The sequence below is a fragment of the Marinobacter salexigens genome, assembly GCF_018860765.1.
Classification (GTDB): Bacteria; Pseudomonadota; Gammaproteobacteria; order Pseudomonadales; family Oleiphilaceae; genus Marinobacter; species Marinobacter salexigens_A.
On record NZ_JAHKPV010000015.1, the window covers coordinates 114,344 to 139,751 of the forward strand.

Consider the following 25,408-nt stretch of genomic DNA (forward strand, 5'->3'; position numbering starts at 1 on the left):
CTGTCACTGTTTTTAATAAGCGGTAATGGGTGCATTGAAAGGGTGCAAAACAGCATGGCACTGAACAGCGTTGAAGAAATCATTGAGGACGTCCGCCAGGGCAAGATGGTTATCCTGATGGATGATGAAGATCGTGAAAATGAAGGTGACCTGGTTATGGCGGCCGAACACTGCACCGCCGAGGACATCAACTTCATGGCCCGCTTTGGTCGTGGTCTTATTTGTATGCCTATGACACGCGATCGTTGCGAGCAGCTGGGGTTGCCCTTGATGGTTCAGCAGAACGCTTCGGGCTTCGGTACCAAGTTTACCCTGTCCATTGAAGCGGCAACGGGCGTAACCACGGGTATTTCAGCTGCTGATCGTGCGCGTACCGTGCAGGCAGCCGTTGCCCGCAATGCGAAAGCGTCAGACTTGGTGCAGCCGGGACATATTTTCCCACTAATGTCTGATCCCGGCGGTGTGCTCAGTCGCGCGGGTCATACGGAAGCCTCTTGTGATCTGGCAGCTCTAGCTGGAAGCGAGCCGGCGGGTGTTATTTGTGAAATCATGAATGATGATGGGTCAATGGCCCGGCGTGAGGATCTTGAGCGTTTTGCTGAGGAGCACGAGCTCAAAATCGGCACTATTGCGGACTTGATCCACTATCGCACTACCCACGAACGCACCGTTGAGCGTGTTGAAGAGAACCTGCTCGATACGGAATACGGCGTTTTCAAACTGCGCACCTACCGGGATGTTATTCAGGGTTCCACGCATCTCGCCATGGTTTACGGTGAGATTCCGGCAGATGAGCCGGTGCATGTGCGTGTCCATATTACCGATACTCTTAGGGACTTGCTTGGCGCGCGCCGCAAGGATTCCCGAAGCTGGCCGCTAAACCACGCGCTTGAAAAGGTGGCCACTGAAGGCTGTGGGGTTGTCGTTCTGCTTAACAGTGCAGAGGACAGCTGCAATCTGGAAGATCGTATTCACGAATTTTTTGACCAAGGACACGGGCCCTCTGGCAAGGGCAGCTCTGGTGTGTATTTCACCGTGGGCACCGGTTCCCAAATTCTGCGGGACATTGGCGTAAGCAAGATGCGGCTGCTTAGCCCGCCCGTAAAATATTCAGCTATTTCCGGATTCGATCTGGAAGTTGTTGAGTACATTCCCTACACCCCAGACTGATAAACCCGGTTGCAGCCTTGCGGTTGCAGCCCGAGAAGGAGCCACCGATGGCTGATATCAAAGTAATTGAAGGTGATTTTACCCAGTGCACCGGGCGCTATGCGCTGGTGGTTGGTCGTTTTAACGGTTTTGTTGTGGAAAGCCTGGTAGATGGTGCCATCGACACGCTGCGTCGCCATGGAATTGCAGACAGCGATATAATCATCGTCCGTGTGCCCGGTGCCTATGAAATGCCTCTGGCTGTGAAGCGCGTTGCCGAAACCGGTGGGTACAATGCCATTATTGCTCTGGGAGCTGTGATTCGCGGTGGTACCCCTCATTTTGAGTATGTGGCGGGTGAGGCTTCGAGCGGCATCGGCGCCGTAAGTCTGGAAACAGACGTGCCAGTAACCTTTGGTGTACTGACTGTGGATTCTATCGAACAAGCCATTGAGCGCTCTGGCACCAAGGCCGGTAACAAAGGTGCCGAGGCAGCAATTACAGCGCTTGAAATGGTTAGTCTGTTCAACAAACTGGGTGAGTAATGAACGACACTGAAGATACGACGCCCCGCCCGGCGCCGACAGGCCAGCCAAAAGCTGGCGATCGCCGCCGTGCCCGGATCCTGGCAATGCAGGGGCTGTACCAGCGCCACTTTACCAAGAGCCCGATTTCGGATATTGAAGCTGAGTTCATGGTCGATAATGACATGGCCAAAGTGGATTCTCTTTATTTTCGCGATGTTCTGCGCGGTGTTCATCGCGAACAGGCGGAGCTGGACAAACTGATCGAGCCATTTCTTGATCGCCCGCTACTTGAAGTAGACCCTGTGGAGTTGGCCATTGTTCGCGTGGGTGCCTATGAACTGCGCCACAGAATGGATGTGCCCTACAAAGTGGTTATCAATGAGGGCATAGAGCTGGCGAAGCGGTTTGGCGGCACAGAAGGACATAAGTTCGTTAACAGTGTGCTGGATAAGTTAGGCCGCCGCCTGCGCCTTGCTGAGACGCGCCCGCGCTGACTGATGGGAGAATTTGAACTGATACGGCAGTACTTTATGCCGTTAGCACGTCTGCACGGTTCCAGCTCCGTTATAGTGGGGCCGGGCGACGATTGCGCAGTTCAGAGAGTCCCACCCGGTTCTGATCTGGTTTTTTCTATTGATACGCTGGTCGAAGGCGTGCACTTTCCCGTTGGTTATCGCCCCGATTATCTAGGCTGGAGAACCCTCGCAGTGGCGGCGAGTGATCTCGCGGCTATGGGCGCTGAGCCTAGCTGCTTTACGCTTGCGCTAACCCTCCCCGAAGCAGACGAGCTCTGGTTGCGAGATTTTTCGCTTGGGCTTGGCAATGCGGCTGAGTCTTTCGGCCTGACACTGGCTGGTGGCGATACAACCCGCGGCCCTCTCACACTGAGCGTGCAAGTACACGGGGTTGTGGAGCAGGGAGGTGCTATTCGCCGCTCCGGAGCCAGAGCTGGTGATTTGGTTGTGGTATCTGGCTCCTTGGGGGATGCTGGTGCCGCACTAGACTACCTCCCAGCCCAAGAGGATCTTGACGCTGACGATTCCGCGGCGGCGGATAAACAGTTCGTGCTGGAACGTTACCATCATCCGCAGCCAAGACTAGATTTGGGTAAAGCCCTCAGGCAATTTGCGACAGCCGCCATTGATGTATCCGACGGATTGCTGGCGGATCTTAATCATATTCTTGAGGCTTCCAACGTTGGTGCCAGTATCGAACTTGCCCGCATACCTGTATCTCCGGCGCTCGTGCGCTTGAAGGGTAGCGCCGCCACAGATTATGCGCTGCATTCCGGGGATGACTATGAGTTGTGTGCGACTATTTCAGAAGCAAGCTGGGTAGGGGCGCCGGCGTGGCTTAAGCAACAGCTCACGGTTGTCGGTGAGATTGAGCCAGTATCCGGTTTGCGCCTTGACGGTAGTGCTGTAGTCTCAGGTTCTGAAGCGACAGGTTTTGATCATTTCAGGAGAAAGGCATGAGCCAAGAAGAACAATGGCCAGAACCGGATCTACCACAAGCCATTTTGCCCCCCGGATTCCTGAAGAACCCGGTACACCTTTTGGCCTTCGGCTTTGGTAGTGGCGCAGCACCCCGGGCGCCTGGAACATGGGGTAGTTTGGCCGCCATTCCACTTTGGTACGGTTTCGCATGGCTGCCGCCCATAGCTTACTGGGCTGTTGTTGCACTGGCGTTCGTGCTGGGTGTTTGGCTATGTGGAAAGACCGCAGCCGATTTAAAAGTGCACGACCACGGCGGCATAGTTTGGGACGAGTTCGTGGGCATGTGGATTGCTCTCGGGCTGTTTCCAGACCAAATCTACGGAGTTTTGTCAGCGTTTCTGGTTTTTAGGTTTTTTGATGTGCTCAAGCCTTGGCCTATTGATTGGCTGGATGAGCGGCTGCCCGGTGGGTTGGGAATAATGGTTGATGACGTAGTAGCAGGCGTAATGGCTCTACCGTGCCTGTTCGCGATTGATATCTGGCTAATGCCTTACGTACTCTAAATTAAGTGTTCGGGCGGTCTGTTAGATATGCATATCGCCAGTGTTAGTGCATTTGGTGTTCTTCAGGAAGTAGCTTTACCACGTGTAGAAAACGCTTTAGGCCGATTTCGGCGCGCTCTCGCGACGCGAAGGGGCCGCTATCGAAGCCCTCTCGGGTTGTGAAGTACCATTTGTTTCCGACACAAAAAAAACGACTGCTACGAAAGGGGATGCGCCTATCTTCTCCTAATCTGCCCTGAGTGTTCATGGCCAGCTCCGGTGCCCGGCCTGTGTCTATGGCATGTTGGGCTATATGTGTTTTAAAAGGGTCTGCTTAAAATTAATACATTTTTTGACAAATTCAATGTTTTTTTAACATTAATATGTTGACCTGCTATTTAAATGTGGCCGCCCGCAGTTTGTGGAACGGGTTGCCCTCAGTGGTCACGGTGTTCAAAATGCGTATCAACAGGCTGTCGTCCCGGCCCGAACAAGCTTCCCCTTACCATAAGGAAATAGCATGAATGTTTTTAGCGTTTCGCGTGTTACAAGGTTCGAGATGAGCGGCCACCGTTGGTGGCTGCAGACATGCCGAATTTTTCTTCCGGCTTTACTTCTGACAGCTTTGTCCGGTTGTTCATCCGCACTTACAAAGATTGAGACTTGGGACGGTGAGCCCGCCATTGCGTTGAGCGCAGCAACCTTGAAAGCACCGAGTGTTATTCATGTCAGCCGGGTTAACGGGCGCTCAATGACCAATTACCTCATGGACGACTTAGCGCTGGATTATGCGCTGCTGCCCGGTGAAAACGAGGTGGTGTTCACCTACAAAACGATCTGGGCCAAATCCGGGGTTGTGAACAATGGCGAGTCGAAGGTTCATGTGATCGAAAGTAAGCCGCAAGTTGTGCGTTTTGAGGCGAGCCCCAATGCGATCTACCGTTTCGAATTTGCCAAGCCTAAAACCCGCCGACAGGCAGAAGATGCGCTTCCCGAGTTTTCAGCAGCGATCGTGGGGTCCGATGGACAGGCTCTGGCCCGCTCAAGTAATTGGTCGGGTATCGACAAAACTCAGGTGGCAGGCACACCCTTGACCCTCGACAAGGGTAGCGACGATGGTGAGGCTTTATCCAATAGCGAAGATGTTAGCCCGCTGAACCGCCTGAAATCAGTCTGGGAGACTGCGTCAGAAGAAGAGAAGAAAGCGTTTCTGCGCTGGGCGTTTGAGTAGGGTTAACGCCTGAGGCGGCTCGTCAGTTTTTTTAGTGAACCTTCAAGTAAGTTCATCGCGCTGTCTGCCATTGACTGGCTCCGGGTTTCTTCAAGTGGAGTATGCATGTCCTCCGGATCCAGCATACTGGCGGCTTGCTCAATGGCATCTAGGCTCGCGTAGGCATGATTTCGCAGAGAGTTTCCTTTGGCTACCACGTCTGGGCACATAGTGAAGTTGAGGGTAAGGCTACCCTGATAGCTTACAGCTACAATAACCAACCCCATGCTGTCGAAGAGTGGGGCGGCGTTATACTGTTGCACCAACCTTGCGCCTTGCAGGTATAGAGGTACTTGGGGGCCCGGAATGTTGGTGATGGGCAAGTTGAATACGGGTTGATAGCGCTGGGCGATCTGTAGTTCCGAATACAGTCGCGCTGATAGGGCTAGCATAGCGGAAGGTAGCAGCTCGGTAAGGCGATCTGCTGCAATGGCTTCACGATATGGCTCAGACGCTACTGCGTTCCAGTGAATTCGGCGAATGCGTTTGGCTGGATTCTGCTCGTTGGTAGCAAGATCCAGGAGCATGGCAGACATTTGGTTGCCGGTGGTTCTGTTTAGTGTACTTGAGCGTACAGATAAGGGGGTCATGGCAACCAGCGATTCGTCATTGCTGGCGTTCTGGTCGCCAAGGTACCGGCGCAGGGTTTCCGCACAAAGTCCCAGCACTACATCATTGAGAGTGACATCCCCCAGCGTTGCTTTGATTGCCTTGAGGCGAGATAGGTCCAGCTTGGCAGAGACTATCTGGCGATTGGCTGTAATCTGGCGGTTAAAAGGGCTGTGGGGCGCTGTAAATAGAGGGAACGACAAGGGTATTCTGCGCAGTTGCTTCTGGATTAGACCGCGCGCAGTTGCCTCCACAGCGCCAGCAGCTATAGAGGTAACTCGCCACGGGGTGCGCAATATGTTGGCCCCTGCCTGCAGCATAACGCGCTCTTCTGAGGGTTTTGGGCGTGGTTGCCATGGCCTCGGTGCACTAATGGGTTGTGGTTTCGGCGTGTATTCCAGCAGCTTTCCCATTATCTCGGCACCGCTAAACGCATCAATTGCTGCATGGTGCAGCTTTACAATGAGTGCGAAGCCGGGGTTGCCCTCTTTGTCGCCGCCGAGTTGGAATCCATCTACAAAGGTGATATGCCAGAGCGGGCGGTCTCGCTTCAAGGGTTCTTCCAGAATTTTGGAAGCAAGTGTCATTAAGCTCGCCTCCCGGCTGTTTTCGCCGAGGCTAACATAAGCTAGATGCCGCTCTATGCTGAAATCAGGGTCGTCAATCCAGTAGGGGTGGCCCATGCGCAGCGGGATTTCTTTCAGGCGCTGGCGAAATACCGGCACCACATGCAGGCGGCTACGTAGGTAGGAAACAAAGGTGCTGAACGCTAGGGGCGTTTCTCTCTCGCTGGCATCAAATAGATAGATGCTGCCAATATGCATCGGCGCGTTAGCTGACTCCAAGTACAGGAAAGAGGCATCCAGTTCCGATAGCTGCCGCATCAAGGGGCTCCATTGTTTACAAGGTTGTGTGCAGTATAAATGAACCTGCTAGTCATGCCGTTGACTCATTTGCCTGTTTGGGCTCAGCTTTGCAGTCATGATGACCTTGTTTTGCAGGGATGTTTAGCTCTCAAGCCAATCTGTTATAGCTGGATCGTTTATGAGTCGTTGCCAGAACCAGATTAGTGCTTTGCCTTTGTCGTCGGCGTGCCGTGCAGTCTGAAGGGTGATGGGCTGTCTTGGCTCGCACACCTGTTTTTCGATGAGTTGACCTGATTCCAGCAACTCTTTAACTCGGGCTCGTGGCAGCCAGCCTATCCCCAGACCTGCCTTTTGAATGGCAATTTTGTGGTCGACGTTGGTGCCGCTTAACGTTCGCTGTCGGTGAAATATACCGGCGTGGCCCGCAGGCAGCGAGCGGGATGAATCTGCGGCAACAGCAGCTGGAAAGCGGCAGATGTCGTCTTCGGTCAGTGGGTTCTGGGCTTGCGCCAATGGGTGGTCAAAAGAAACAGCAAAAACGAAGTCCATAATGCCCAGTACATGGCTGGTGAAGTTTCCTGCAGGTTTGCTGATGTCGTCGGCACCGATAACGAGATCCACTCTGCGGCTTTGCAGAGCATCCCAAGTGCCAGCAAAAACTTCTTCGGTTATTTGGACGTCGACCGGAACCCCTAGGGCATAGAAGTCCTTAATCGCCGGGAACAGGCACTCTGCTGGGAGTAGTGAGTTAAACCCAATACGTAAACGCGTTTCCCAGCCTTGGGCGACTTGCCGGGTTGAGTGTGCAAGGTTCTCGGCGGCCTCCAGCAGTGTTCTGCCTTCTTCGAGCAGGTAACGGCCAGCGGGGGTGAGCACGGCTCGGTGCCCGCTCCGGTCAAACAGCATTACGTTAAGATCTTCTTCGAGCTTTTGCACTGTGTAGCTTATGGCCGACGGCACTCGGAATAGCTGGCCTGCTGCTCCGGCAAAACTGCCTTTTCGGTCGATGGCGTCTAGGACTCTTAGGGCATCTATGGTGATGGCTGTGGGCATGTTCGAATTATCTGAGGTTGTTGGCCAGAATTGGTTGCTTGAGAGTGTAGCAGTTGGGCCGCTATCCTTCTTTACATGTGGCGTTCGCGTCTGTCGGGCAAGCCTCTCACAAACACGCCGTGAACCCGTCCTTGGGGGCTCGGCATTGCCATCCTTGGCAATGCACGGTTTGTGAGAGGCTTGCCCGACAGACGCCCGGTATCTGGTGCTGGCCTTCATTGAGGTTGGTGCGTTAAGTCAGAGCTTTTAAGGAGTATTCAGTATGGGTCTTCTTGTTGATGGAAAATGGCAGGACAAGTGGTACGACACCAGCAAAACCGGCGGTAAATTCGAGCGTGAAGCAGCGCGTTTTCGGAATTGGGTAACGGCAGATGGTTCGCCGGGGCCTGAAGGTGAGGGTGGTTTCAAGGCTGAGTCCGGGCGTTATCACTTGTATGTATCTTTGGCTTGCCCATGGGCCCATCGCACGCTAATTTTCCGGAAGCTGAAGGGCCTTGAAAAGCATATTTCCGTATCGGTAGTGTATCCGGATATGGTTGAGAACGGCTGGGAGTTCCAGCCGGATGACAGTGCCCATAAAGACGATCTTCATGATTTCCGCTTTATGCACCAGGTGTATACCAAAGCTGCGCCGGATTACACCGGTCGAGTGACGGTTCCTGCCTTGTGGGACAAGCACCAGAGCACCGTAGCCAGCAACGAGTCGGCGGAGATTATCCGGATGTTCAACTCGGCATTTGATGGTCTTGAGGGTGTAAATAAAGAGTTGGATTTCTACCCGGAAGCACTGCGGCCAGACATTGACGCGGTGAACGAGCGGGTTTACAACACGGTTAACAACGGTGTTTATAAGGCAGGCTTTGCCACGGCTCAGGATCAGTATGAGAAAGCCTATGTCGAGCTGTTCGAATCGCTGGACTGGCTGGAGGCCAGGTTGGCGAAGCAGCGTTATCTGACCGGGAGTACAATAACAGAGGCGGATTGGCGCTTGTTCACAACGCTGGCTCGGTTCGACGCTGTTTACTACAGCCACTTCAAGTGTAATCGCCAGCGCATTAGCGAGTTCCCAGCGCTTTCAGGGTATCTGAGGGAGCTGTATCAGGTGCCTGGTGTGGCTGATACTGTGGATATTCGCCAGATTAAACAGCACTACTATGTGAGCCAACGCACCATTAACCCTACACAGGTGATACCGGTGGGGCCGCAGTTGGATTTCACGGCCCCCCACGGGCGCGATGGCCTTTAACTCGTTTTGCTCTGGAAGGTTTTTTAGCTGACTCGCGCGACAGCGACCTGAGTCAGCAGTTCCAGAGCCTCTTTATGGGGCGAGGCCGGGAGTGCGTTTAGGGCATCCGAGGCTTTTGCCGCTTCGGCTCTGGCGCGCTCCATGGTGTATTCCAGCGCTCCGGAAGCATTAACAAGATCGAGTACCTTTGGTAAATCATCCAGCCCGCCTTTGCGAATGGCTTGACGTATGAGTTGGCGGCCTTCGTCGCTGCTGGTTGCCATGGCGTGGATTAAGGGCAGGGTGGTTTTGCCTTCAGCCAAGTCGTCGCCCACGTTCTTGCCCATGGCTTCGGCGTCGCCGCGATAGTCCAGAACATCATCCACTAGCTGGAAAGCCAGCCCCAGATGTTTACCGTAGTTTTTCAATGCCTGTTTCCGCGTGTCGCTTGCGTTAGCGAGGATAGCACCGGAGTGGGATGCCGCTTCGAACAGCATGGCCGTTTTATTATGGATCACGGTCATGTATTGATCTTCTGTAAGATCCGGGTTTTTTACGTTCATCAGCTGCATAACTTCGCCCTGAGCGATCACGGCTGTCGCGTGGGACAAAATCTCCATAATGGGAAGGCTTTTAAGCTCTACCATCATCTCGAACGCGCGAGCGTAGAGGAAATCACCTACGAGCACGCTAGGCGCATTGCCCCAATTGGCGTTCGCTGTGCTTCGGCCCCGGCGCATATCTGATGTGTCCACCACATCGTCGTGAAGCAGGGTGGCGGTATGGAGAAATTCAATGACTGCAGCCAGCTTCAGGTGTTCATGTTTGCTATAACCTGATGCCCGGCTGGAAAGCAAAACCAGCAATGGTCTCAGGCGCTTACCGCCACTTTCGATAATGTGCTGGGCTATTTTCTCTACCAGAGGGACGTCCGAAGAAAGCCGTTGGATAATCAGGTCATTAACGCGGCTGAAATCATCCGCCACGGAGTCGTAAATGCGCTGGGCTGTCATGCGGCTTATGGATCCCTTGCTGGTGTTGAGGTTTTGTGGCTGTCTGACGCCCTGATAATACAGGCAGGACGCGGCAATGCTAGGTATTGCTGCGGTTAGTGTCAACTTGGCTTGTATTGCTGGGCGCCTTTTCGTACAATCACGCGCCCAACTCATCCCAACCTGCGCTCCCTGTTATAGGGTTGCCAAAGCGCTTCCCTTAGAATCAGGCGGATAAGAGCAGGGATGGGTCAATCGCGGAGAAAGTGAATGTACGCAGTTATTGTTAGCGGTGGTAAACAGCACCGAGTTAAAGAAGGCGAAACTCTGAAGCTTGAAAAGCTAGAAGTGGAAACTGGCGGCAACGTCGAGTTTGACCGCGTTCTGCTGATCGCCGATGGCGACAATTTCAAAGTTGGCGCGCCGGTAGTTGATGGTGCCAAAGTGACTGCAGAAGTGGTAAGCCACGGTCGTCACGACAAGATCAATATCATCAAGTTCCGTCGTCGTAAGCACTCAATGAAGCGTCAGGGCCACCGTCAGTGGTTTACTGAAGTCAAGATCACGGGTATTCAGGGCTAAGCCCTCGAAAAAAAACCCCTAATTAGGAGGCTTGTCATGGCTCACAAAAAAGCAGCAGGTAGTACCCGTAACGGTCGCGATTCCGAGTCGAAACGACTTGGTGTTAAGCGCTACGGCGGCGAAGCAGTTTCTGCAGGCAGTATTATCGTCCGTCAGCGCGGAACCCGTTTCCACGCAGGCACCAATGTTGGCCTGGGCAAAGACCACACCTTGTTTGCGAAAGCAGACGGTCAGGTCGTGTTCGAAGTAAAAGGTCCACAGAACCGCAAGTTCGTAAGCATCGTTCCAGCTGCTGCCTGAGCAGCGGCGAGCCGGTTCTGTCGAACCTTGGGTAGCCCTGACATTCTCCTGTTATAGTGGGAGTTAGAGCCACCCGGAGCCCCGCAAAGCTTCTTAGAGGCTGCGGGGCTTTTTAGTTTATGCGCCATGCGCAAAGGGTAGATTCATGAAATTCGTAGACGAAGCCACAATCATTGTTGAAGCCGGCAACGGCGGCCACGGCTGCCTTAGTTTTCGGCGTGAAAAATACGTTCCCAGAGGTGGTCCCGATGGTGGCGATGGCGGTGATGGTGGCTCCGTTTATCTTGAAGCGAGCGATTCGCTGAACACGCTGGTGGATTACCAGTTTCAGCGTAAGCACAAGGCTCAAGGTGGTGAGCAGGGTTCTGGGCGGAATTGTACGGGCACCAAGGGTGAGGATTTGGTTCTACCGGTGCCTGTGGGTACCACGGTTGTTGATGTGGATACCCACGAAGTGCTTGGCGACCTGACTCGCATTGGCCAGCGCCTGAAAGTGGCTCAGGGCGGTTTTCATGGTCTCGGTAACACCCGGTTCAAGTCGTCGATAAATCGTGCGCCCCGTCAGACATCGAAAGGTTCTGAGGGGGAGCTTAGGAACCTGCGTTTAGAGCTGAAAGTTCTAGCAGATGTTGGGCTGCTTGGCCTGCCCAATGCGGGTAAGTCTACCTTTATACGCTCAGTCTCAGCGGCGACGCCCAAGGTTGCTGATTATCCGTTTACCACTCTGGTGCCAAATCTGGGTGTGGTGAGCGTGCAGGCGCACCAGAGCTTTGTTATCGCAGACATACCCGGCTTGATTGAGGGTGCTGCGGAGGGCGCGGGCCTTGGTGTGCGTTTCCTAAAGCATTTGGTGCGCACCCGCTTGTTGTTACATTTGGTTGATGTGGCTCCATACGATGGCTCATCTCCAGCCCACGCCGTCAAGGTGATCGCAAACGAACTGGAAAAGTTTAGCGAAACTCTGGCCAGTAGGGACCGTTGGTTGGTGTTGAACAAGGTTGATATGGTGCCGGAAGCAGACCGTGAAGCCCACTGTCAGGCGATTGTTGATGAGCTTGGTTGGAAGGGGCCGGTGTTTCGTATTTCTGCGCTAAGCGGTGAAGGTGCCAAGCCGCTGACTCAGGCGGTTATGCGCTGGATTGAGGAGCGCGCAGAAGAAGAGGCAGAAAATCCAGAGGTTGCCGAGCAGGAAATCGCAAGACGCAGACGTATGGATGAAGAGGCTCGTGCCGGTGTAGAGGAGGAGCGGCGGGCTCGCAGAGCCGCTCGCGAAGCGGCGGGTGAAGATGATGATGATTTTGACGATGATGATTACGACGTTGAAGTGGTATATGTGAAGGATTAGGTTTCGGTACTTCTAGCAGTAGCGCCTGAGTTATCCCGTTAGTTCGAAAGAGACAAAGCCCAAATCATGATGCAACGCACCCAGCTGAATCGGGCCCGCCGTCTGGTGGTGAAAATTGGAAGTGCCCTCTTAACCAACGATGGCCGTGGTCTGGATGCGGATGCGTTAGCGCTTTGGGTGGATCAGATGGCGGCGCTGGTCAAAGAAGGTGTTGAATTGGTTTTGGTTTCGTCCGGTTCGGTGGCAGAAGGCATGAGCCGGCTGGGCTGGAAAAGCCGCCCGGAGCAACTGCATGAGTTGCAAGCCGCCGCCGCCGTAGGCCAGATGGGTTTGGTTCAAACTTGGGAGGCGCAGTTCAAACGTCACGGTATCCATACGGCCCAAATTCTTCTCACCCACGATGATCTTTCTGATCGAAAGCGGTACTTGAACGGCCGCAGCACACTCCGAGCTTTGTTGGATTTTGGAGTGGTACCTATCGTAAACGAGAATGATACGGTGGTTACCGACGAGATTCGATTTGGCGATAACGATACTTTGGGTGCTCTGGTTACCAATCTGGTTGAGGCGGATGGTTTGATTATCCTCACCGATCAGTTGGGTTTGTTTGATAAAGATCCTCGCAAAAATCCGGACGCCAATCTAATAACGGAGCGCTTTGCTGGCGATCGTGAGCTAGATGCTATGGCGGGAGGCAGTGCTGGTGTGCTTGGCCGGGGTGGTATGCAAACCAAACTTCGGGCTGCGCGCTTGGCGGCAAGGTCCGGTGCCTTTACCATAATTGTCGGTGGGCGTATCGAAAGCGTACTTACCCGGCTGCGTCAGGGTGATGTCGTGGGCACCTTATTGCTTCCGGAGCAGGGCCGTATTGCTGCGCGCAAGCAGTGGCTTGCTAGCCACCTGCAAACCCGAGGTAGGCTGACACTGGATGATGGTGCAGTTAAAGTTCTTCGGCAGGGTGGGCGCAGCCTTTTGCCGGTTGGCATCAAAGGTGTAATCGGCCAGTTCCGGCGTGGCGAGATGGTGTCTTGTGTTGGGCAAGATGGTGCAGAGGTTGCGCGAGGCTTGGTGAATTACGATGCGGATGAGGCTAGAGCGATAGCGGGGCGTTCGAGTAACAGTATCTCCGATGTTCTTGGTTATATCTCGGATGAAGAGATGATTCACCGGGATAATATGGTCATCATCTAAAACAAAAAAACCGGCGAATGTGCCGGTTTTTTGTTTCTAAATAAGCGACTTCAAGTACAAAGACTGTTATTCGCCCTTCAGTGCCTTGATCTTGCTGACCATGCGGCTCTTCTGACGGGCTACCTTGTTCTTGGTAAAAATGCCCTTGTTAACCATGCTGTCCATAATCGGCTGAGCAGCCTTGAAAGCAGCCTGAGCTTCTTCGTAGTTGCCGGAATCGATCTTGGCTTGAACTTTTTTCATGTAAGTGCGGGTCATGGAACGCAGGCTAGCGTTGTGCTTGCGGTTCTTCTCGTTCTGACGTGCGCGCTTTTTGGCTTGCGGGGTATTTGCCACCGTAAAACTCCTGAAAGTACTTAAATTCGTTACTGAATGATTCGTACGGAAACTCTGGACAAGCTATCAGTCAGAGGCTTCCTGAAATCGCGGGCGCGCCCATAACCAGCGCGTCGAAATAAATGACGCGGAACTATGCCGCTCAATCCCCAAAAAGTCAATACCAAACCCTGTCCAGCACACAGATAGTCACCGGGGACAAAGCCCTGTGTTAAACTCGCGGCTCGCCGGACGCGGGTATAGCAGGGAAGCAAGTAATTCCCGAGATGCCCGGCCGAAAGAGCGTGCAACACGGATACGAGCCCGCATGTCATCGCAACCTGAAATACCACCTGAGAATAAACTGCCCATCAAAGCGTCAGGACTGCTTCGTTCGTCTGGTCTCGTGGGTAGTATGACCATGCTCTCCCGAGTGTTGGGGTTGATTCGGGATATGGTTATTGCGCGCTACTTCGGTGCAGGCGCCGGAGCAGATGCGTTCTTTGTTGCCTTCAAAATCCCAAACTTTTTGCGTCGACTCTTTGCTGAAGGTGCCTTTTCTCAAGCTTTTGTGCCGGTCTTGTCATCCTATCGCCAGAATCATCCAGTCTCTGATGTCAAGCGTCTGGTGGACGCCGTTGCTGGCTCTTTGGGGTTGGTGTTGTTGGGTATTACGTTGGTCGCTATGCTGGGCGCGCCCTTGCTAACGGCGGTTTTTGCGCCTGGTTTTTTGGATGACGACGTAAAGTTCAGGCTGACGAGCGACATGCTGCGGATAACCTTCCCGTATTTGCTGATGATCTCGTTGACGGCGTTCGCTGGCGGCATCCTCAACAGTTACGACCGCTTTGCAGTACCCGCGTTTACCCCGGTATTGCTCAATCTGGCCATGATAGCTGCTGCTATCTATCTCACGCCCTTGATGAGCGAGCCGGTTATGGCTCTGGCTTGGGGGGTGTTTATTGCGGGTGCGCTGCAGCTATTTTTCCAATTGCCTTTTCTAATGCGTCTGGGCCTGATGCCTCGGCCCCGGGTTGATTATAGGCATGAAGGCGTGAGCCGTATTCTTAAGCTGATGATGCCAGCCCTCTTTGGTGTGTCGGTGAGTCAAATCAACCTCTTGCTGGATACCGTGTTGGCGTCCTTCCTCCAAACCGGCAGCGTATCCTGGTTATATTATTCCGACCGGCTTTCTGAGTTACCTTTGGGGGTGTTTGGAATTGCCATCGCAACGGTTATTTTGCCTAGCCTATCCCGCAAGCATGCGGCGGACTCTCGTGAGCAGTTTGCGGCCACGCTGGATTGGGCTGTTCGAGCGGTATTGATTATCGGGGTGCCTGCTGCACTTGCGTTGGCGCTCTTGGCAGAACCCTTGATTGCAACGCTGTTCCATTATGGTGAGGTCACCGATAGGGATGTGGCCATGTCGGCCCAAAGCCTGCGGGCCTACTCCGCGGGGTTGCTGGCGTTTATGGTGATCAAGGTGTTGGCGCCTGGTTTTTTTGCCCGTCAGGATACTCGCACACCGGTAAAAATCGGGATCATCGCCATGGTGGCGAACATGATCTTCAATTTGGCGCTTATTGTGCCGCTGGCCCACGCCGGTCTGGCGTTGGCTACATCGCTGTCGGCTTGGCTTAACGCGATGTTGCTCTGGCGCGGGCTCAAGCGGCAGGGCGCTTGGAAAAGCCAGCCCGGCTGGGGGAAATACCTGTTGCAGATTGGTTTGGCTAACGCCGCCATGGTGGCGGTTATTATCTGGCTGAACTATCCCGTTGTGCGTTGGCTGTCGGCGGATGGGATCGAGCGCTCTCTGTGTATGGGGGTGATGGTTGTGGCGAGCGCTAGTGCCTACTTCATTGTTCTTGCGCTGACCGGGGTGCGGGTAAGACATTTCCGCCAGAGGTAAGGTATAATCGCGCGTTTTCTCACCAGCGTCTTGCATACTCAATCAAGCGTTGAAAGCCAACTGGCAAATGAAGGTTCGCATTGCATGCGTCTGATCCGGGGCCTGACCAACCTGAAAATGCTCTCCAGGCAGGTGGATTCACCGTTGGCCAATGGCTGTGTGGCCACCATAGGCAACTTTGATGGCGTTCATGTGGGCCATCAAACCATTATCGACCAGGTAAAAAACAAGGCCAGTGCTTTGGGATTGCCGTCAGTGGTCATGTTGTTCGAGCCCCAGCCCAGAGAGTTTTTTCAGGGCATGGAGGCGCCGCCAAGGTTGACGGGGTTTCGGCAAAAGTTTGAAGCCCTCGTGGCGGCCGGTATTGATATCGTGCTTTGTATAAAGTTTGACGGAACCTTCCGAAGTTATTCTGGAATGGGTTTTATCGATGACGTCCTTATTGACGGGCTAGCGGTACGTCATCTCGTCGTTGGTGACGACTTCCGTTTCGGCTGCGATAGAGCAGGTGACTTTGCGTTACTTGAAAAGGTAGGTAAGAGTGCTGGCTTTTCAGTTGAGAACACTCGCACAGTCACTGTTGCGGGTGAGCGCATTAGTAGCACCAGAATCCGTAATCTGCTGTTGGATAATAAGCTGGCCCAAGCCGAGTCTCTACTGGGGCGCCCCTACCATATTCGCGGACGTGTGGTTTATGGTCGACAGTTGGGTCGCCGCATTGGGTCGCCCACCGCCAATATCCTGCTCGATAAAATGCCCGCTCTGCGGGGCGTGTATGTTGTCGGCGTTACACTTGAAGGTGGAGAAAAACAGGACGGCATTGCCAACATCGGCTTGCGTCCAACGGTGGATGGGAAACAGCCCGCGCTAGAGGTGCACCTGTTTGACTTTACTGGCACACTTTACGGCCAGAGAATTGATGTTGTGTTCCGCCGCGGCCTGCGGGATGAAGAAAAGTTTGAATCCATCGATGCGCTCAAGGCGCAGATAGCCAGAGATTTCGACGCAGCCAGAATTTGGCTGGCCGAGCACTCCGGATACAGCAATACTGACCCAAACTGACCAAAAGAGTACGCACACAAACCATGAGCGACTACAAGCACACTCTGAATCTGCCGGAAACTGCGTTTCCAATGCGCGGCAATCTGGCCAAGCGCGAGCCTGAAATGCTTAAGCGTTGGCAGGATTTGAACGTATATGCCAACTTGCGTCAGCAACGTGAAGGGCGTGACAAGTTCATCCTTCATGATGGCCCTCCATACGCTAACGGTAGTATTCACATCGGTCACGCGGTTAACAAGATTCTGAAGGATATGATCGTTAAATCCCGGGGTTTCATGGGCTTCGATGCGCCTTATGTTCCGGGTTGGGATTGTCACGGCTTACCTATTGAGCACAAGGTTGAGCAGGAAATCGGTAAGGCAGGCGTGAAGGTTGATTATAAAACCTTCCGTCAGGCATGCCGTGATTATGCAACCAAACAGATTGCCGGTCAGAAAGCCGATTTTGTCCGCCTTGGCATCATGGGTGAGTGGGACAAGCCCTATCTCACTATGGATCCGAAAGTGGAAGCCGGTATTGTGCGTGCTTTGGGCAAGATCGTTGCCAAGGGGCACGTGGTTCGAGGCTTTAAGCCGGTTTACTGGAGTGTGGTGGGTCAGTCCGCACTGGCAGAAGCTGAAGTGGAGTATCAGGACAAAACCTCGACGCAAATTGATGTGCGCTTCACCGCTGTGGATCAGGCCAAGGCACTGTCGCTGTTCGGTACCGACAAGGGCCAAGGCGATGTGTCTGTGGTTATCTGGACCACCACGCCTTGGACCATTCCTGCGAATCAGGCGGTATCGCTTAATGCCGATCTGGATTATGCGCTGGTGCAAGTTGATGCCGGTAACGGCCCGGAGCGCATGATCCTCGCAGCAGCCATGGTAGAGAGCGTTATGGCGCGCTGGGAAATCGAGGATTATGAAGTGCTGGGTAATTGTCTGGGGGCAGATCTTGAGAATCTGGCCTTGCATCACCCCGTTTACGACAAGCAGGTGCCCGCGATTCTCGGTGACCACGTGTCTATCGAAGCAGGTACTGGTGCGGTTCATACTGCGCCTGATCACGGCATGGAAGATTTCGTGGTTGGCAAAAACTATGGAATCGGCACACTGAACCTGGTTCAGGCTGATGGAACCTACACCAGTGCGACTGGCGAGTTTGCGGGCATTCATGTGTACAAGGCTGACGAGCCGGTATGTGAGGCTCTGGCCCGTGAAGGCAAGCTGGTACGCAAGGAAAAGTTCCGTCATAGCTTTCCCCATTGCTGGCGTACCAAAACACCTTTGATCTACCGTGCTACACCGCAGTGGTTTATCAGCATGGAGAAAGAAAATCTCCGCGCAGATGCACTGGAGGCAATCAAAGGCGTGCGCTGGGTACCTGCCTGGGGGCAGAATCGTATTGAGGCCATGTTCCAGCAGTCGCCAGATTGGTGTATCTCGCGCCAGCGTACTTGGGGTGTTCCCATCACCCTGTTTATCCATAAGGAAACGCAGGAGTTGCATCCGGACACCCAAAGCCTGATTGAAAAAGTGGCTCAGGCTATCGAAACCGACGGTATTGATGCGTGGTATGAAATTGATGCCCGTGCGCTCTTGGGTGACGACGCCGATCACTATGAGAAAGTGACAGACACGCTGGATGTTTGGTTCGATTCCGGGGTTACCCACGAATCGGTTCTGCGCGTGCGCCCGGAGCTTGGGCAGTTCCCGGCTGACATGTATCTTGAAGGCTCCGACCAGCATCGCGGCTGGTTTCAGTCCTCACTGAAGACCTCCATCGCCATGAATGGTGTTGCGCCCTATAAGCAGGTGCTAACCCACGGCTTCACCGTGGACGGTAAAGGCCTCAAAATGTCCAAGTCTCTGGGCAACGTGATCGCACCTCAGGAGGTCATGAACGAGCTGGGCGCCGACATTCTCCGCTTATGGGTTTCAGCGACCGATTACAGCGGCGAAATGACCGTCTCCAAGGACATCCTGCGGCAGACAGCCGACGGGTATCGTCGCATCCGAAATACCTCGCGTTTCTTGTTGAGCAACCTCACAGGGTTTGATCCTGAACAGCACATGGTTGCGCCAGAAGATATGATTGCCTTGGACCGCTGGATGGTGGATCGGGCCCTGCAGTTGCAGAATGAATTGCATGAGGATTATGGCAACTACGCTTTCCTGCGGATTTATCAGAAGGTTTACAGCTTCTGTGAAGCGACGCTGGGTGGATTTTATCTCGATATCATCAAAGATCGGCAGTACACCACTCAGGCAGACAGTCTGGCACGGCGCTCCTGCCAGACAGCGCTGTATCACGTAGCCGAGGCTCTTGTGCGCTGGATTGCGCCGATTCTGAGCTTCACTGCTGACGAAATCTGGCAGCACCTGCCAGGAGAACGCGGCGATACCGTGTTCTACGAAACCTGGTACGAAGGGCTTACCGCATTGCCTGAAGACGCCGAGTTGGGCCGTGACTATTGGCGCAGGATCTACGGTGTGAAAGAAGCTGTAAACAAGTGCATGGAAGAAGCCCGCGCCCGGGGCGAGATCAAAGGCTCTTTGAGCGCCGAAGTCACCTTGTATTGTGAAGGCGATCTGGCCGCTGATTTGGAGTTTCTTGGAGAAGAATTGCGTTTTGTGCTGATTACCTCCGAAGCTACCATAAGACCGGTATCCGAGGCGGGTAGTGCTGAGATGACAGGCTACGAAGGGTTGCGCGTAAAGGTTACACCGGCTTCTCATGGCAAGTGCGAGCGCTGCTGGCACCATCGGGAAGATGTGGGGGCCAACGCTGAGCATGAAGACCTGTGTGGCCGCTGTATCACGAACGTGGAAGGGGTGGGCGAAACCCGCTCGTTTGCCTGATGGATGCGGTAATGAATGAACCCGTTACCGGAACAAAGTTAAAGTGGCTGTGGCTGGCCGCGCTGGTGGTCGTGCTAGATCTGAGCACCAAGGCCATGGCGACGGCTATGCTGACCTACGGCGATCCGGTGCCGGTTATTCCGCTGTTCAACCTGACACTGTTGCACAACACCGGAGCGGCATTCAGCTTTCTGGCAGGAGCGGCCGGTTGGCAGCGCTGGTTCTTTGTCGTCTTGGCGCTGGTGGTCAGCGTGGTATTGGTCGGTTGGTTGAGAAACCTGCAGCGCCATGAAACCTGGACCGCTATCGCTATAGTACTGATTCTGGGTGGTGCTCTTGGCAACGTATATGACCGGGTTGTGCACGGTTACGTTGTCGACTTTCTGCATTTCTATTGGCAGGACTGGCACTTCCCCGCATTTAATCTGGCCGACACCGCCATTACCATAGGTGCGGTCATGATGATTCTTGATATGTTCCGCAAGCCTGCCGATTCTGACACGCCTGCGAACGGGAGGTAATAAAGCCCATGAAAGAACTGCCAATAGATAAAGGGACACGAGTAACCTTGCACTTTGCGCTGAAATTCGAGAGCGGCGAGGTGATTGACTCTACCTTCGATAAAGATGCGGCAACTCTGGAAATTGGTGATGAAAGCCTGCCAGAGAACTTTGAGGCCTACCTGATGGGCATGAAAGCTGGCGACAAGGCCAGCCACAATGTGCCGCCGGAGAAGGCGTTTGGCCAACGTAACCCCAATAACGTACAGACGTTTAAGCGGCATGAATTCAGTGCAGATATGGTGCTGGAGCCAGGTGTGATGATTTCTTTCGCTGATGCACGCCAACAAGAGTTGCCGGGTGTCGTGAGCCGTGTGGAAGGCGATGAAGTAGAAGTGGACTTCAATCATCCACTGTCCGGGCGTACACTGACCTTCGACGTGGAAATTATTGACGTAGAACCGGCAGGACAGACGCACTGATTATGCAAATAAGACTGGCAAACCCTCGTGGTTTTTGTGCAGGCGTAGATCGCGCCATCGAGATAGTAAATCGTGCTCTGGACGTGTTCGGTGCGCCCATATACGTGCGCCACGAGGTGGTACATAACAAATTTGTGGTGGATAACCTTCGTAACCGGGGTGCCATATTCGTGGATGAGTTGGATGAGGTGCCAGACGACAAACTGGTGATCTTCAGCGCCCATGGTGTCTCGCAGACGGTGCAGAACGAAGCGGCCCGCCGTGGCTTGAAAGTCTTCGATGCCACCTGTCCGCTGGTCACCAAAGTGCACCTAGAAGTGATGCGCTACAGCCGCGACGGTCGCGAGTGCATCCTGATCGGCCACCACGGCCATCCAGAGGTGGAAGGCACCATGGGTCAGTACGATCATAGTACCGGTGGCGATATCTATCTGGTGGAGAACGAAGACGATGTCTCGAAGCTGGAGGTAAAAGACCCGGCGCACGTCTCCTACGTTACCCAAACAACACTTTCCATGGACGATACGGCCCGAGTGATCGATGCCCTGCGAGAAAGGTTCCCGCTGATTGAAGGCCCGCGTAAAGACGATATTTGCTATGCGACCCAAAACCGGCAGGATGCGGTCAAGCAACTGGCTGGCGACTGTGACCTTATGCTTGTTGTAGGTTCTCCCAACAGTTCTAACTCCAACCGCTTACGCGAACTGGCGGAGCGAATGGGCACTCCAGCCTACCTGATCGACGAAGCCTCGCAAATTGACCCGCAATGGCTGGTCGGCAAAATATCAGTCGGCGTAACAGCAGGCGCTTCAGCCCCGGAAGTTTTGGTCAATGACGTAATTGGCCGCCTGCGCGATCTTGGTGGCAGCGTGCCGGAGGAAATCGCCGGGCGGGAGGAGAATATTGTTTTCTCTATGCCCAAAGAACTAAGAATTGATGCCATTGAGCTCGAGTGAGCGCAATGGCATCAGAGGTTGACGTCTGCTACCAGCAATCCGTCTCGTCCGCGCTACGGGTGCCTTGTTCATCTATCGTCAGTGTGCCGCATACATCGCTTGTCTGCCCCCCTGTTGGAACCGCTTGCAAAGTAAACGAGTTTCTCGTTACGGACCCAGAGAAGCTGATGTTATAAAAGGCGGTGCCGTTTTGTGGTGACTGGTTGAAGGGTAATGCTCCAGCCGTAGTGTAATCGAACGAATTAGAGTAGCGCCTTTCCATCCACTGGTTCAGTTCCAGTAGGTCCGCCATTGCTGTTGTCCTTCGTGTTTGCTGAACCTGATTTTGATAGAGAGGGAAGGCGACAGCCGCTAGAATCCCGATGATCGCGACTGTAATGATCATTTCAATCAGGGTAAAGCCTGCCTGCTTGTGTATTTTCAAGTCTATTATCCTTCAGCCGTTTGTAGATAGTTGCCAGCAATCATCGATTGATGACGTTTATGCTGCGGACTGTTCGTGAAAAGTCTTCATCGCGTTCTGCGGAGTCTCCAAGCTCTAATTCGACCCTATCTCCCTGCTTAATTCGTTGCACCACTTGCTCTCGCGACCATGAGGCGTTATTGAACTGAAGAACGGGAGGGAGTGCGAACGTCTGGTCGTCTACGACCATTTCAAAAGAACCCTGATGCACAAAGTTAACCGTTCCTTGATAGGGTTGATCGGCGCGAAGCTCGTCTGTTTCAATGACTCGATCGTCGGAGTAAGAATTTCCGGCAACTAACAGGCCAGAGACTACCGAAAATAGAAAAAACAGGGCCGTTGCGAGTTGTTTGCTCAGTGCGTGTGAAAATAAGCGCGTCTTCATAATTGTTTCCTGCCATTAAGATTAATGGTTTTGAGCTTACTCGATGGAGCGGCTTCCTAGTGAAGCCGCTCCATCGAGTGGAGGTTATCTACCGAACCTGTTCCCAGGTTTGCCTTCCGAGGTTTCCGCCAGAGAGCAATCCAGGTCCGCCAGGATCCGGGGAAGTTCCAGGCTCAGGGTCTGGGAAAAGCTGTGTTGGGTCGAGGCCCGGAATTAAAATCTCAGCATCTCCTTCTTGTGTTGCGATGGTTCGAATTTCGCCACCATAGCCTACTTGGATACCGCTAGGTGCGCCTGTTGGATCAGTGATAGGGTCGCCGGTGATTGGGTCAATAGGCTCACCAGTAATCGGGTCAAGAGTGGCGCCGCCTAAGAAGTCATCTATCAAATCGCCATCGTCAAAAATACCGTCGCTATTCAAATCGAACACTGGATTCTCTGATGGAGCTCCTGATGTTAGCTTTAGGTCCATAATAAAGCCCGTACGTCCGCTACCGCAGGGGTCTTTGTCTGGAATCATAGTAGTGAACCGGATTCGGTCTGGGTCTACACCAAACGGGAAGCTGGCCCGACTAATGACGCGCTCACCAACGTTATTCGTACCGTGGATAAGATCGAGGTACCAGCCTTTTTCAGTCGTGAGCTCATTATTAGATGTATCACGCACAGTGAAGTTGTTGGTGCCGGTTCCGGATGCTTTGTCTACAGTTACGCTTTTCTGTTGTGTGATGGTTTGTTGGAGTAAATCTGACCTATTTAGGTTTGACACCGAAAGGTTGTCATAGATGGCATAAAGGCTTTGAACATCGAAATCTCCTTCGTCGCCGCTGCGCATAAAGCTGCCTGTTCCAAATGCAACCACCAGTTCTTCCCTATTGTCGGGGTTGATGGCAAGCCGAGGAGCTACGGTGATTGGCTGGGAGTTTCCGGCGGGGCTCTGTGCAGTTAACAGCTTTTCTACACTCCACCCACTTGGGTCGCCTTTGAGGTTAAATCTCCACAAATTGCCCAGCAAATCACCCGCATAACCGTAACGGGTAATGGCATCGGCGTGTGGAAAGCTTGTTGTGCCTACTTCTGCCAGCCCATTGGGGTTTGCAGTGCTGCCGGCGCCGGTATCAAGTTCTTTGATGAGGGCGCCAGTCTCCAGATCAACGACAAAAAGGCTTGATTTGTTGCTGGCACCGTTATACCCGTTACCGAAAAGCGCCACCCACTTACCGTTTTCCAGGCGTGAAATGTTTGGGTCTGTTACGCCAGAGCCAAGGTTAGGGTGCGAGAACTCCCAAAGTACGTCATTAGCCGGAGAAAAGGAGCCTGGATCGGTTATATCAAGGGCAAATATAGTTTTACCCCCAGCTCCCATTGCGCCCAGTAGGACGGTCCGCCATTGTTTCGTGCCATTTTTCTCAATATAGGCATCCTGAATGCGAGGTGTACCATCCATGAAGTACTTATGGGTGTAATTGGGGGACATCAGACCCGAAATTCTCGCATGAGAATTAGAGCCTGCTGGAAGCAGCAGCTCGGAAGGGATGTAACCAAAGAGCTCTGCGCCGGTCTCGCTATTGAAGGCATGAAGAATGCCATCATTGGCAGGCACGTACAGAGCATCAATTCTGCTTTGATATGACGTTGTGGAACGAAAGGCTGAGTAACTGGAGCCTTCGGTACCACCCAGTCTGGAAAAGCCGTAATTCGTTTTACCTGCGAGCTGAGGGTTCGCGTTGACGACATCACCCATCAACCGAAGAACTTTCGCGCCACCGGACTCTGTCACCTCACGATTTCTAAACGTGGCATGAGCAGTGTTGTCGCCATGAAGCCAGGCTAGCCGGTTATGGCCCAGGTTGTCTTGCGAATTGTTCAATGTTGGATCTGCGTTGAGGGCGTTCTGCTGCGCTGTGGATAAGTTAGAAAGGTCTCCCGCAGAGGCAAATTCTAGCTCTACACCTTGGCTACCGGTATGAGTAACGAGTTTTCGGGCAGACGGGAGTGTGCTCGCAAGAATATCTTCGGCATCCCAAACCTCTGCACCTGTAGAAAAATTGAAAGCAGTCAGGGTTCCCGACCAGTCATCACTTCGGAACCCCGCAAAAAAGCCCATAGATTCCGTTCGTAGCACGGCGGAACTGACGGCAGCAGCGGAAGCGGATGTTTCAGACCGAGCAATTACGTCACCAAGAAAGCCTTGAATTTTTGCTGTGAAATCCGCAGGGTTCTGGGCGCTTGCATACCCGCCTCGACCATTGATTGCTGCGTGCAACAAATCATCGATTTTCGCACTAGCAGTTGAAGGGTTGGGCCAGTTAATTGTGCTGCCGCTGGCTAGTGCGGCGAGTGCGTCTTCTTCACTTACACTACCGGCTACCCCTAGACCGATGGTGAAGGTTGTCATGTGTTGCCAAAACGCGGGGTCGGATGACGTAACCGGCACCTTATTGTCTAAATTTGTTCGCAAGTCCTTTTTCCAGTACTCCATGGCAACATCGGCCAAGGTATTAGAGTGATTATCCGAAAAGGGAGCCTGAGGACTATAAGCAAAGCCTGAGCCACCTGGGGTATGGTTAGGGATAGATGCCCCGTCAGTATTGTCGGAGTTCCCAACACTGGGGTTTGCACCATTCCATGTACCATCTGACATCAAGATTGCGAAGCTCTGGCGACACTCAATATGATCAGAGTTGTCATTGTAGCCGGGTCTTTCGCCCCATGGGCCTCTGTTGTCTGAACGGGAATAGTACCGGCCAACATCTTTCAGGGCCGTTCTTAATGGGGTGCCACCACTGACATTTTTATTTTGCAGCCAGGTCAAAAACTGTTCGCGACGAGTTGCGTCATATGCGCGCACCCCGCTCACTAACGTATCGGTGTTTACGCCGTCGATCGTATTGTTATTGACGTTAATGGCGCCATAGCCAATGCGGATATTCTCGGGAAGGTCAAAAAAGGCCTCTGTGATACCGGATTTTGCAGCTAGATCACGTGTACTATAATACGAGAACCAGTTAGCGAAGTTCTGTTTGGCTTCGGCAGAGGCAATATTCATACTTACAGGGGTGTAACAGGCATTCTGTCTTGGGTTGCTGTCGCAGTTCGGCAATAAACTTGAGTCGAACTGCATGTAAAAGCCTCCCGATGGTTGAGGCTGATTCGAGAAGGATATGAAGTTTAAGTTGTAAGCTTGGGAGCTTGAATTGAACCCATTGATTCGCGCGCTGTTGTAATTTGCGTCAGGGTAGCGACCACTTCCATCAGGCTTAAACGGCGGAACGTAGACTGTTGTAGGGTTATAGTAGACCTTGTTTACGTGGCTAGAGTAATAGTAATTATTGAATCTGTGGTTGCCCCCCAGGCTATCAGGCATATACCGCCACCCCATTGACCCGGAATCGTCAAAGATAAA

25 protein-coding genes are annotated in these 25,408 nt (G+C 53.3%); 17 read left to right on the forward strand and 8 right to left on the reverse strand.

Annotated elements, in window-relative coordinates; all coding sequences use genetic code 11:
- Positions 1 to 54: 54 nt before the first annotated feature.
- The 5 genes from ribBA to KO508_RS08875 are packed head-to-tail and all read left to right on the forward strand — an operon-like array spanning position 55 to position 3,675.
- Positions 55 to 1,170, forward strand: coding sequence for a bifunctional 3,4-dihydroxy-2-butanone-4-phosphate synthase/GTP cyclohydrolase II (gene ribBA, locus KO508_RS08855; protein ID WP_216007967.1), 1,116 nt, complete (start codon positions 55 to 57; stop codon positions 1,168 to 1,170).
- 47 nt (positions 1,171 to 1,217) lie between these two features.
- A complete protein-coding gene (gene ribH, locus KO508_RS08860) occupies positions 1,218 to 1,694 on the forward strand; it encodes a 6,7-dimethyl-8-ribityllumazine synthase (protein WP_216007968.1) in 477 nt (158 codons plus the stop codon).
- Positions 1,694 to 2,170 (forward strand): transcription antitermination factor NusB, encoded by a 477-nt coding sequence (gene nusB, locus KO508_RS08865; RefSeq protein WP_216007969.1) that lies wholly within the window; start codon positions 1,694 to 1,696, stop codon positions 2,168 to 2,170. Before ribH ends, nusB begins: the two co-directional genes overlap by 1 nt.
- Before the next feature lie 3 nt (positions 2,171 to 2,173).
- Positions 2,174 to 3,151, forward strand: coding sequence for a thiamine-phosphate kinase (thiL, locus tag KO508_RS08870; protein WP_216007970.1), 978 nt, complete (start codon positions 2,174 to 2,176; stop codon positions 3,149 to 3,151).
- Positions 3,148 to 3,675 (forward strand): phosphatidylglycerophosphatase A family protein, encoded by a 528-nt coding sequence (locus KO508_RS08875; protein ID WP_216007971.1) that lies wholly within the window; start codon positions 3,148 to 3,150, stop codon positions 3,673 to 3,675. Before thiL ends, KO508_RS08875 begins: the two co-directional genes overlap by 4 nt.
- A gap of 43 nt (positions 3,676 to 3,718) precedes the next feature.
- On the opposite strand, the gene KO508_RS18825 is transcribed toward KO508_RS08875, so the two are convergent.
- Positions 3,719 to 3,922 (reverse strand): DUF6316 family protein, encoded by a 204-nt coding sequence (locus tag KO508_RS18825; protein ID WP_252738013.1) that lies wholly within the window; start codon positions 3,920 to 3,922, stop codon positions 3,719 to 3,721.
- A gap of 252 nt (positions 3,923 to 4,174) precedes the next feature.
- Between KO508_RS18825 and KO508_RS08880 the strand changes: the two genes are divergently transcribed.
- A complete protein-coding gene (locus tag KO508_RS08880) occupies positions 4,175 to 4,885 on the forward strand; it encodes a DUF2057 family protein (RefSeq protein WP_252738014.1) in 711 nt (236 codons plus the stop codon).
- Positions 4,886 to 4,887: 2 nt separating this feature from the next.
- Here KO508_RS08880 and KO508_RS08885 read toward each other — a convergent pair whose 3' ends face one another.
- Positions 4,888 to 6,417 (reverse strand): WS/DGAT/MGAT family O-acyltransferase, encoded by a 1,530-nt coding sequence (locus KO508_RS08885; protein ID WP_216007972.1) that lies wholly within the window; start codon positions 6,415 to 6,417, stop codon positions 4,888 to 4,890.
- A gap of 123 nt (positions 6,418 to 6,540) precedes the next feature.
- Positions 6,541 to 7,452, reverse strand: a complete 912-nt coding sequence (locus KO508_RS08890) for a LysR substrate-binding domain-containing protein (protein ID WP_216007973.1) — start codon at positions 7,450 to 7,452, stop codon at positions 6,541 to 6,543.
- A 262-nt stretch (positions 7,453 to 7,714) separates the two neighbouring features.
- On the opposite strand from KO508_RS08890, the gene KO508_RS08895 reads away from it, so the two are divergent.
- Positions 7,715 to 8,698: a glutathione S-transferase family protein gene (locus KO508_RS08895; protein WP_216007974.1), complete on the forward strand. Its 984-nt coding sequence runs from the start codon at positions 7,715 to 7,717 to the stop codon at positions 8,696 to 8,698.
- A gap of 23 nt (positions 8,699 to 8,721) precedes the next feature.
- On the opposite strand, the gene ispB is transcribed toward KO508_RS08895, so the two are convergent.
- Complete coding sequence (gene ispB, locus KO508_RS08900) at positions 8,722 to 9,690, reverse strand: octaprenyl diphosphate synthase (protein WP_216007975.1); 969 nt, start codon at positions 9,688 to 9,690, stop codon at positions 8,722 to 8,724.
- 249 nt (positions 9,691 to 9,939) lie between these two features.
- On the opposite strand from ispB, the gene rplU reads away from it, so the two are divergent.
- The 4 genes from rplU to proB all read left to right on the forward strand — a co-directional run bounded on the left by rplU (position 9,940) and on the right by proB (position 13,087).
- Positions 9,940 to 10,251, forward strand: coding sequence for a 50S ribosomal protein L21 (gene rplU / locus KO508_RS08905; protein WP_096784044.1), 312 nt, complete (start codon positions 9,940 to 9,942; stop codon positions 10,249 to 10,251).
- Between the two features lie 36 nt (positions 10,252 to 10,287).
- Entirely contained in the window at positions 10,288 to 10,551 is a 264-nt protein-coding gene (gene rpmA / locus KO508_RS08910) for a 50S ribosomal protein L27 (protein ID WP_216007976.1), read from the forward strand.
- A 145-nt stretch (positions 10,552 to 10,696) separates the two neighbouring features.
- Positions 10,697 to 11,896, forward strand: coding sequence for an Obg family GTPase CgtA (gene cgtA, locus KO508_RS08915; RefSeq protein WP_216007977.1), 1,200 nt, complete (start codon positions 10,697 to 10,699; stop codon positions 11,894 to 11,896).
- 66 nt (positions 11,897 to 11,962) lie between these two features.
- On the forward strand, positions 11,963 to 13,087 hold the full coding sequence (gene proB, locus KO508_RS08920) for a glutamate 5-kinase (RefSeq protein WP_216007978.1): 1,125 nt from the start codon (positions 11,963 to 11,965) through the stop codon (positions 13,085 to 13,087).
- Positions 13,088 to 13,153: 66 nt separating this feature from the next.
- Here proB and rpsT read toward each other — a convergent pair whose 3' ends face one another.
- Positions 13,154 to 13,423: a 30S ribosomal protein S20 gene (rpsT, locus tag KO508_RS08925; RefSeq protein ID WP_216007979.1), complete on the reverse strand. Its 270-nt coding sequence runs from the start codon at positions 13,421 to 13,423 to the stop codon at positions 13,154 to 13,156.
- 307 nt (positions 13,424 to 13,730) lie between these two features.
- Between rpsT and murJ the strand changes: the two genes are divergently transcribed.
- The 6 genes from murJ (at position 13,731) to ispH (ending at position 21,154) form a co-directional block, all read left to right on the forward strand.
- Positions 13,731 to 15,311, forward strand: coding sequence for a murein biosynthesis integral membrane protein MurJ (gene murJ, locus KO508_RS08930; protein WP_216007980.1), 1,581 nt, complete (start codon positions 13,731 to 13,733; stop codon positions 15,309 to 15,311).
- An 84-nt stretch (positions 15,312 to 15,395) separates the two neighbouring features.
- Positions 15,396 to 16,373 (forward strand): bifunctional riboflavin kinase/FAD synthetase, encoded by a 978-nt coding sequence (gene ribF / locus KO508_RS08935; RefSeq protein WP_216007981.1) that lies wholly within the window; start codon positions 15,396 to 15,398, stop codon positions 16,371 to 16,373.
- A gap of 23 nt (positions 16,374 to 16,396) precedes the next feature.
- Positions 16,397 to 19,216: an isoleucine--tRNA ligase gene (gene ileS / locus KO508_RS08940; protein WP_216007982.1), complete on the forward strand. Its 2,820-nt coding sequence runs from the start codon at positions 16,397 to 16,399 to the stop codon at positions 19,214 to 19,216.
- A complete protein-coding gene (gene lspA / locus KO508_RS08945; RefSeq protein ID WP_216007983.1) occupies positions 19,216 to 19,737 on the forward strand; it encodes a signal peptidase II in 522 nt (173 codons plus the stop codon). Before ileS ends, lspA begins: the two co-directional genes overlap by 1 nt.
- Before the next feature lie 8 nt (positions 19,738 to 19,745).
- On the forward strand, positions 19,746 to 20,198 hold the full coding sequence (gene fkpB, locus KO508_RS08950; protein WP_216007984.1) for an FKBP-type peptidyl-prolyl cis-trans isomerase: 453 nt from the start codon (positions 19,746 to 19,748) through the stop codon (positions 20,196 to 20,198).
- 2 nt (positions 20,199 to 20,200) lie between these two features.
- The gene (ispH, locus tag KO508_RS08955) at positions 20,201 to 21,154 is read left to right on the forward strand and encodes a 4-hydroxy-3-methylbut-2-enyl diphosphate reductase (RefSeq protein WP_216007985.1); all 954 of its coding nucleotides are present in this window, start codon (positions 20,201 to 20,203) and stop codon (positions 21,152 to 21,154) included.
- 28 nt (positions 21,155 to 21,182) lie between these two features.
- Here the strand turns inward: ispH and KO508_RS08960 are convergent, their stop codons facing one another.
- From KO508_RS08960 to KO508_RS08970, 3 genes are all read right to left on the reverse strand, one after another.
- Positions 21,183 to 21,578 (reverse strand): type IV pilin protein, encoded by a 396-nt coding sequence (locus tag KO508_RS08960; protein ID WP_289851840.1) that lies wholly within the window; start codon positions 21,576 to 21,578, stop codon positions 21,183 to 21,185.
- Between the two features lie 40 nt (positions 21,579 to 21,618).
- On the reverse strand, positions 21,619 to 22,002 hold the full coding sequence (locus tag KO508_RS08965; protein WP_216007986.1) for a hypothetical protein: 384 nt from the start codon (positions 22,000 to 22,002) through the stop codon (positions 21,619 to 21,621).
- Positions 22,003 to 22,090: 88 nt separating this feature from the next.
- The gene (locus KO508_RS08970; protein WP_216007987.1) at positions 22,091 to 25,126 is read right to left on the reverse strand and encodes a pilus assembly protein; all 3,036 of its coding nucleotides are present in this window, start codon (positions 25,124 to 25,126) and stop codon (positions 22,091 to 22,093) included.
- Positions 25,127 to 25,408 lie beyond the last annotated feature (282 nt).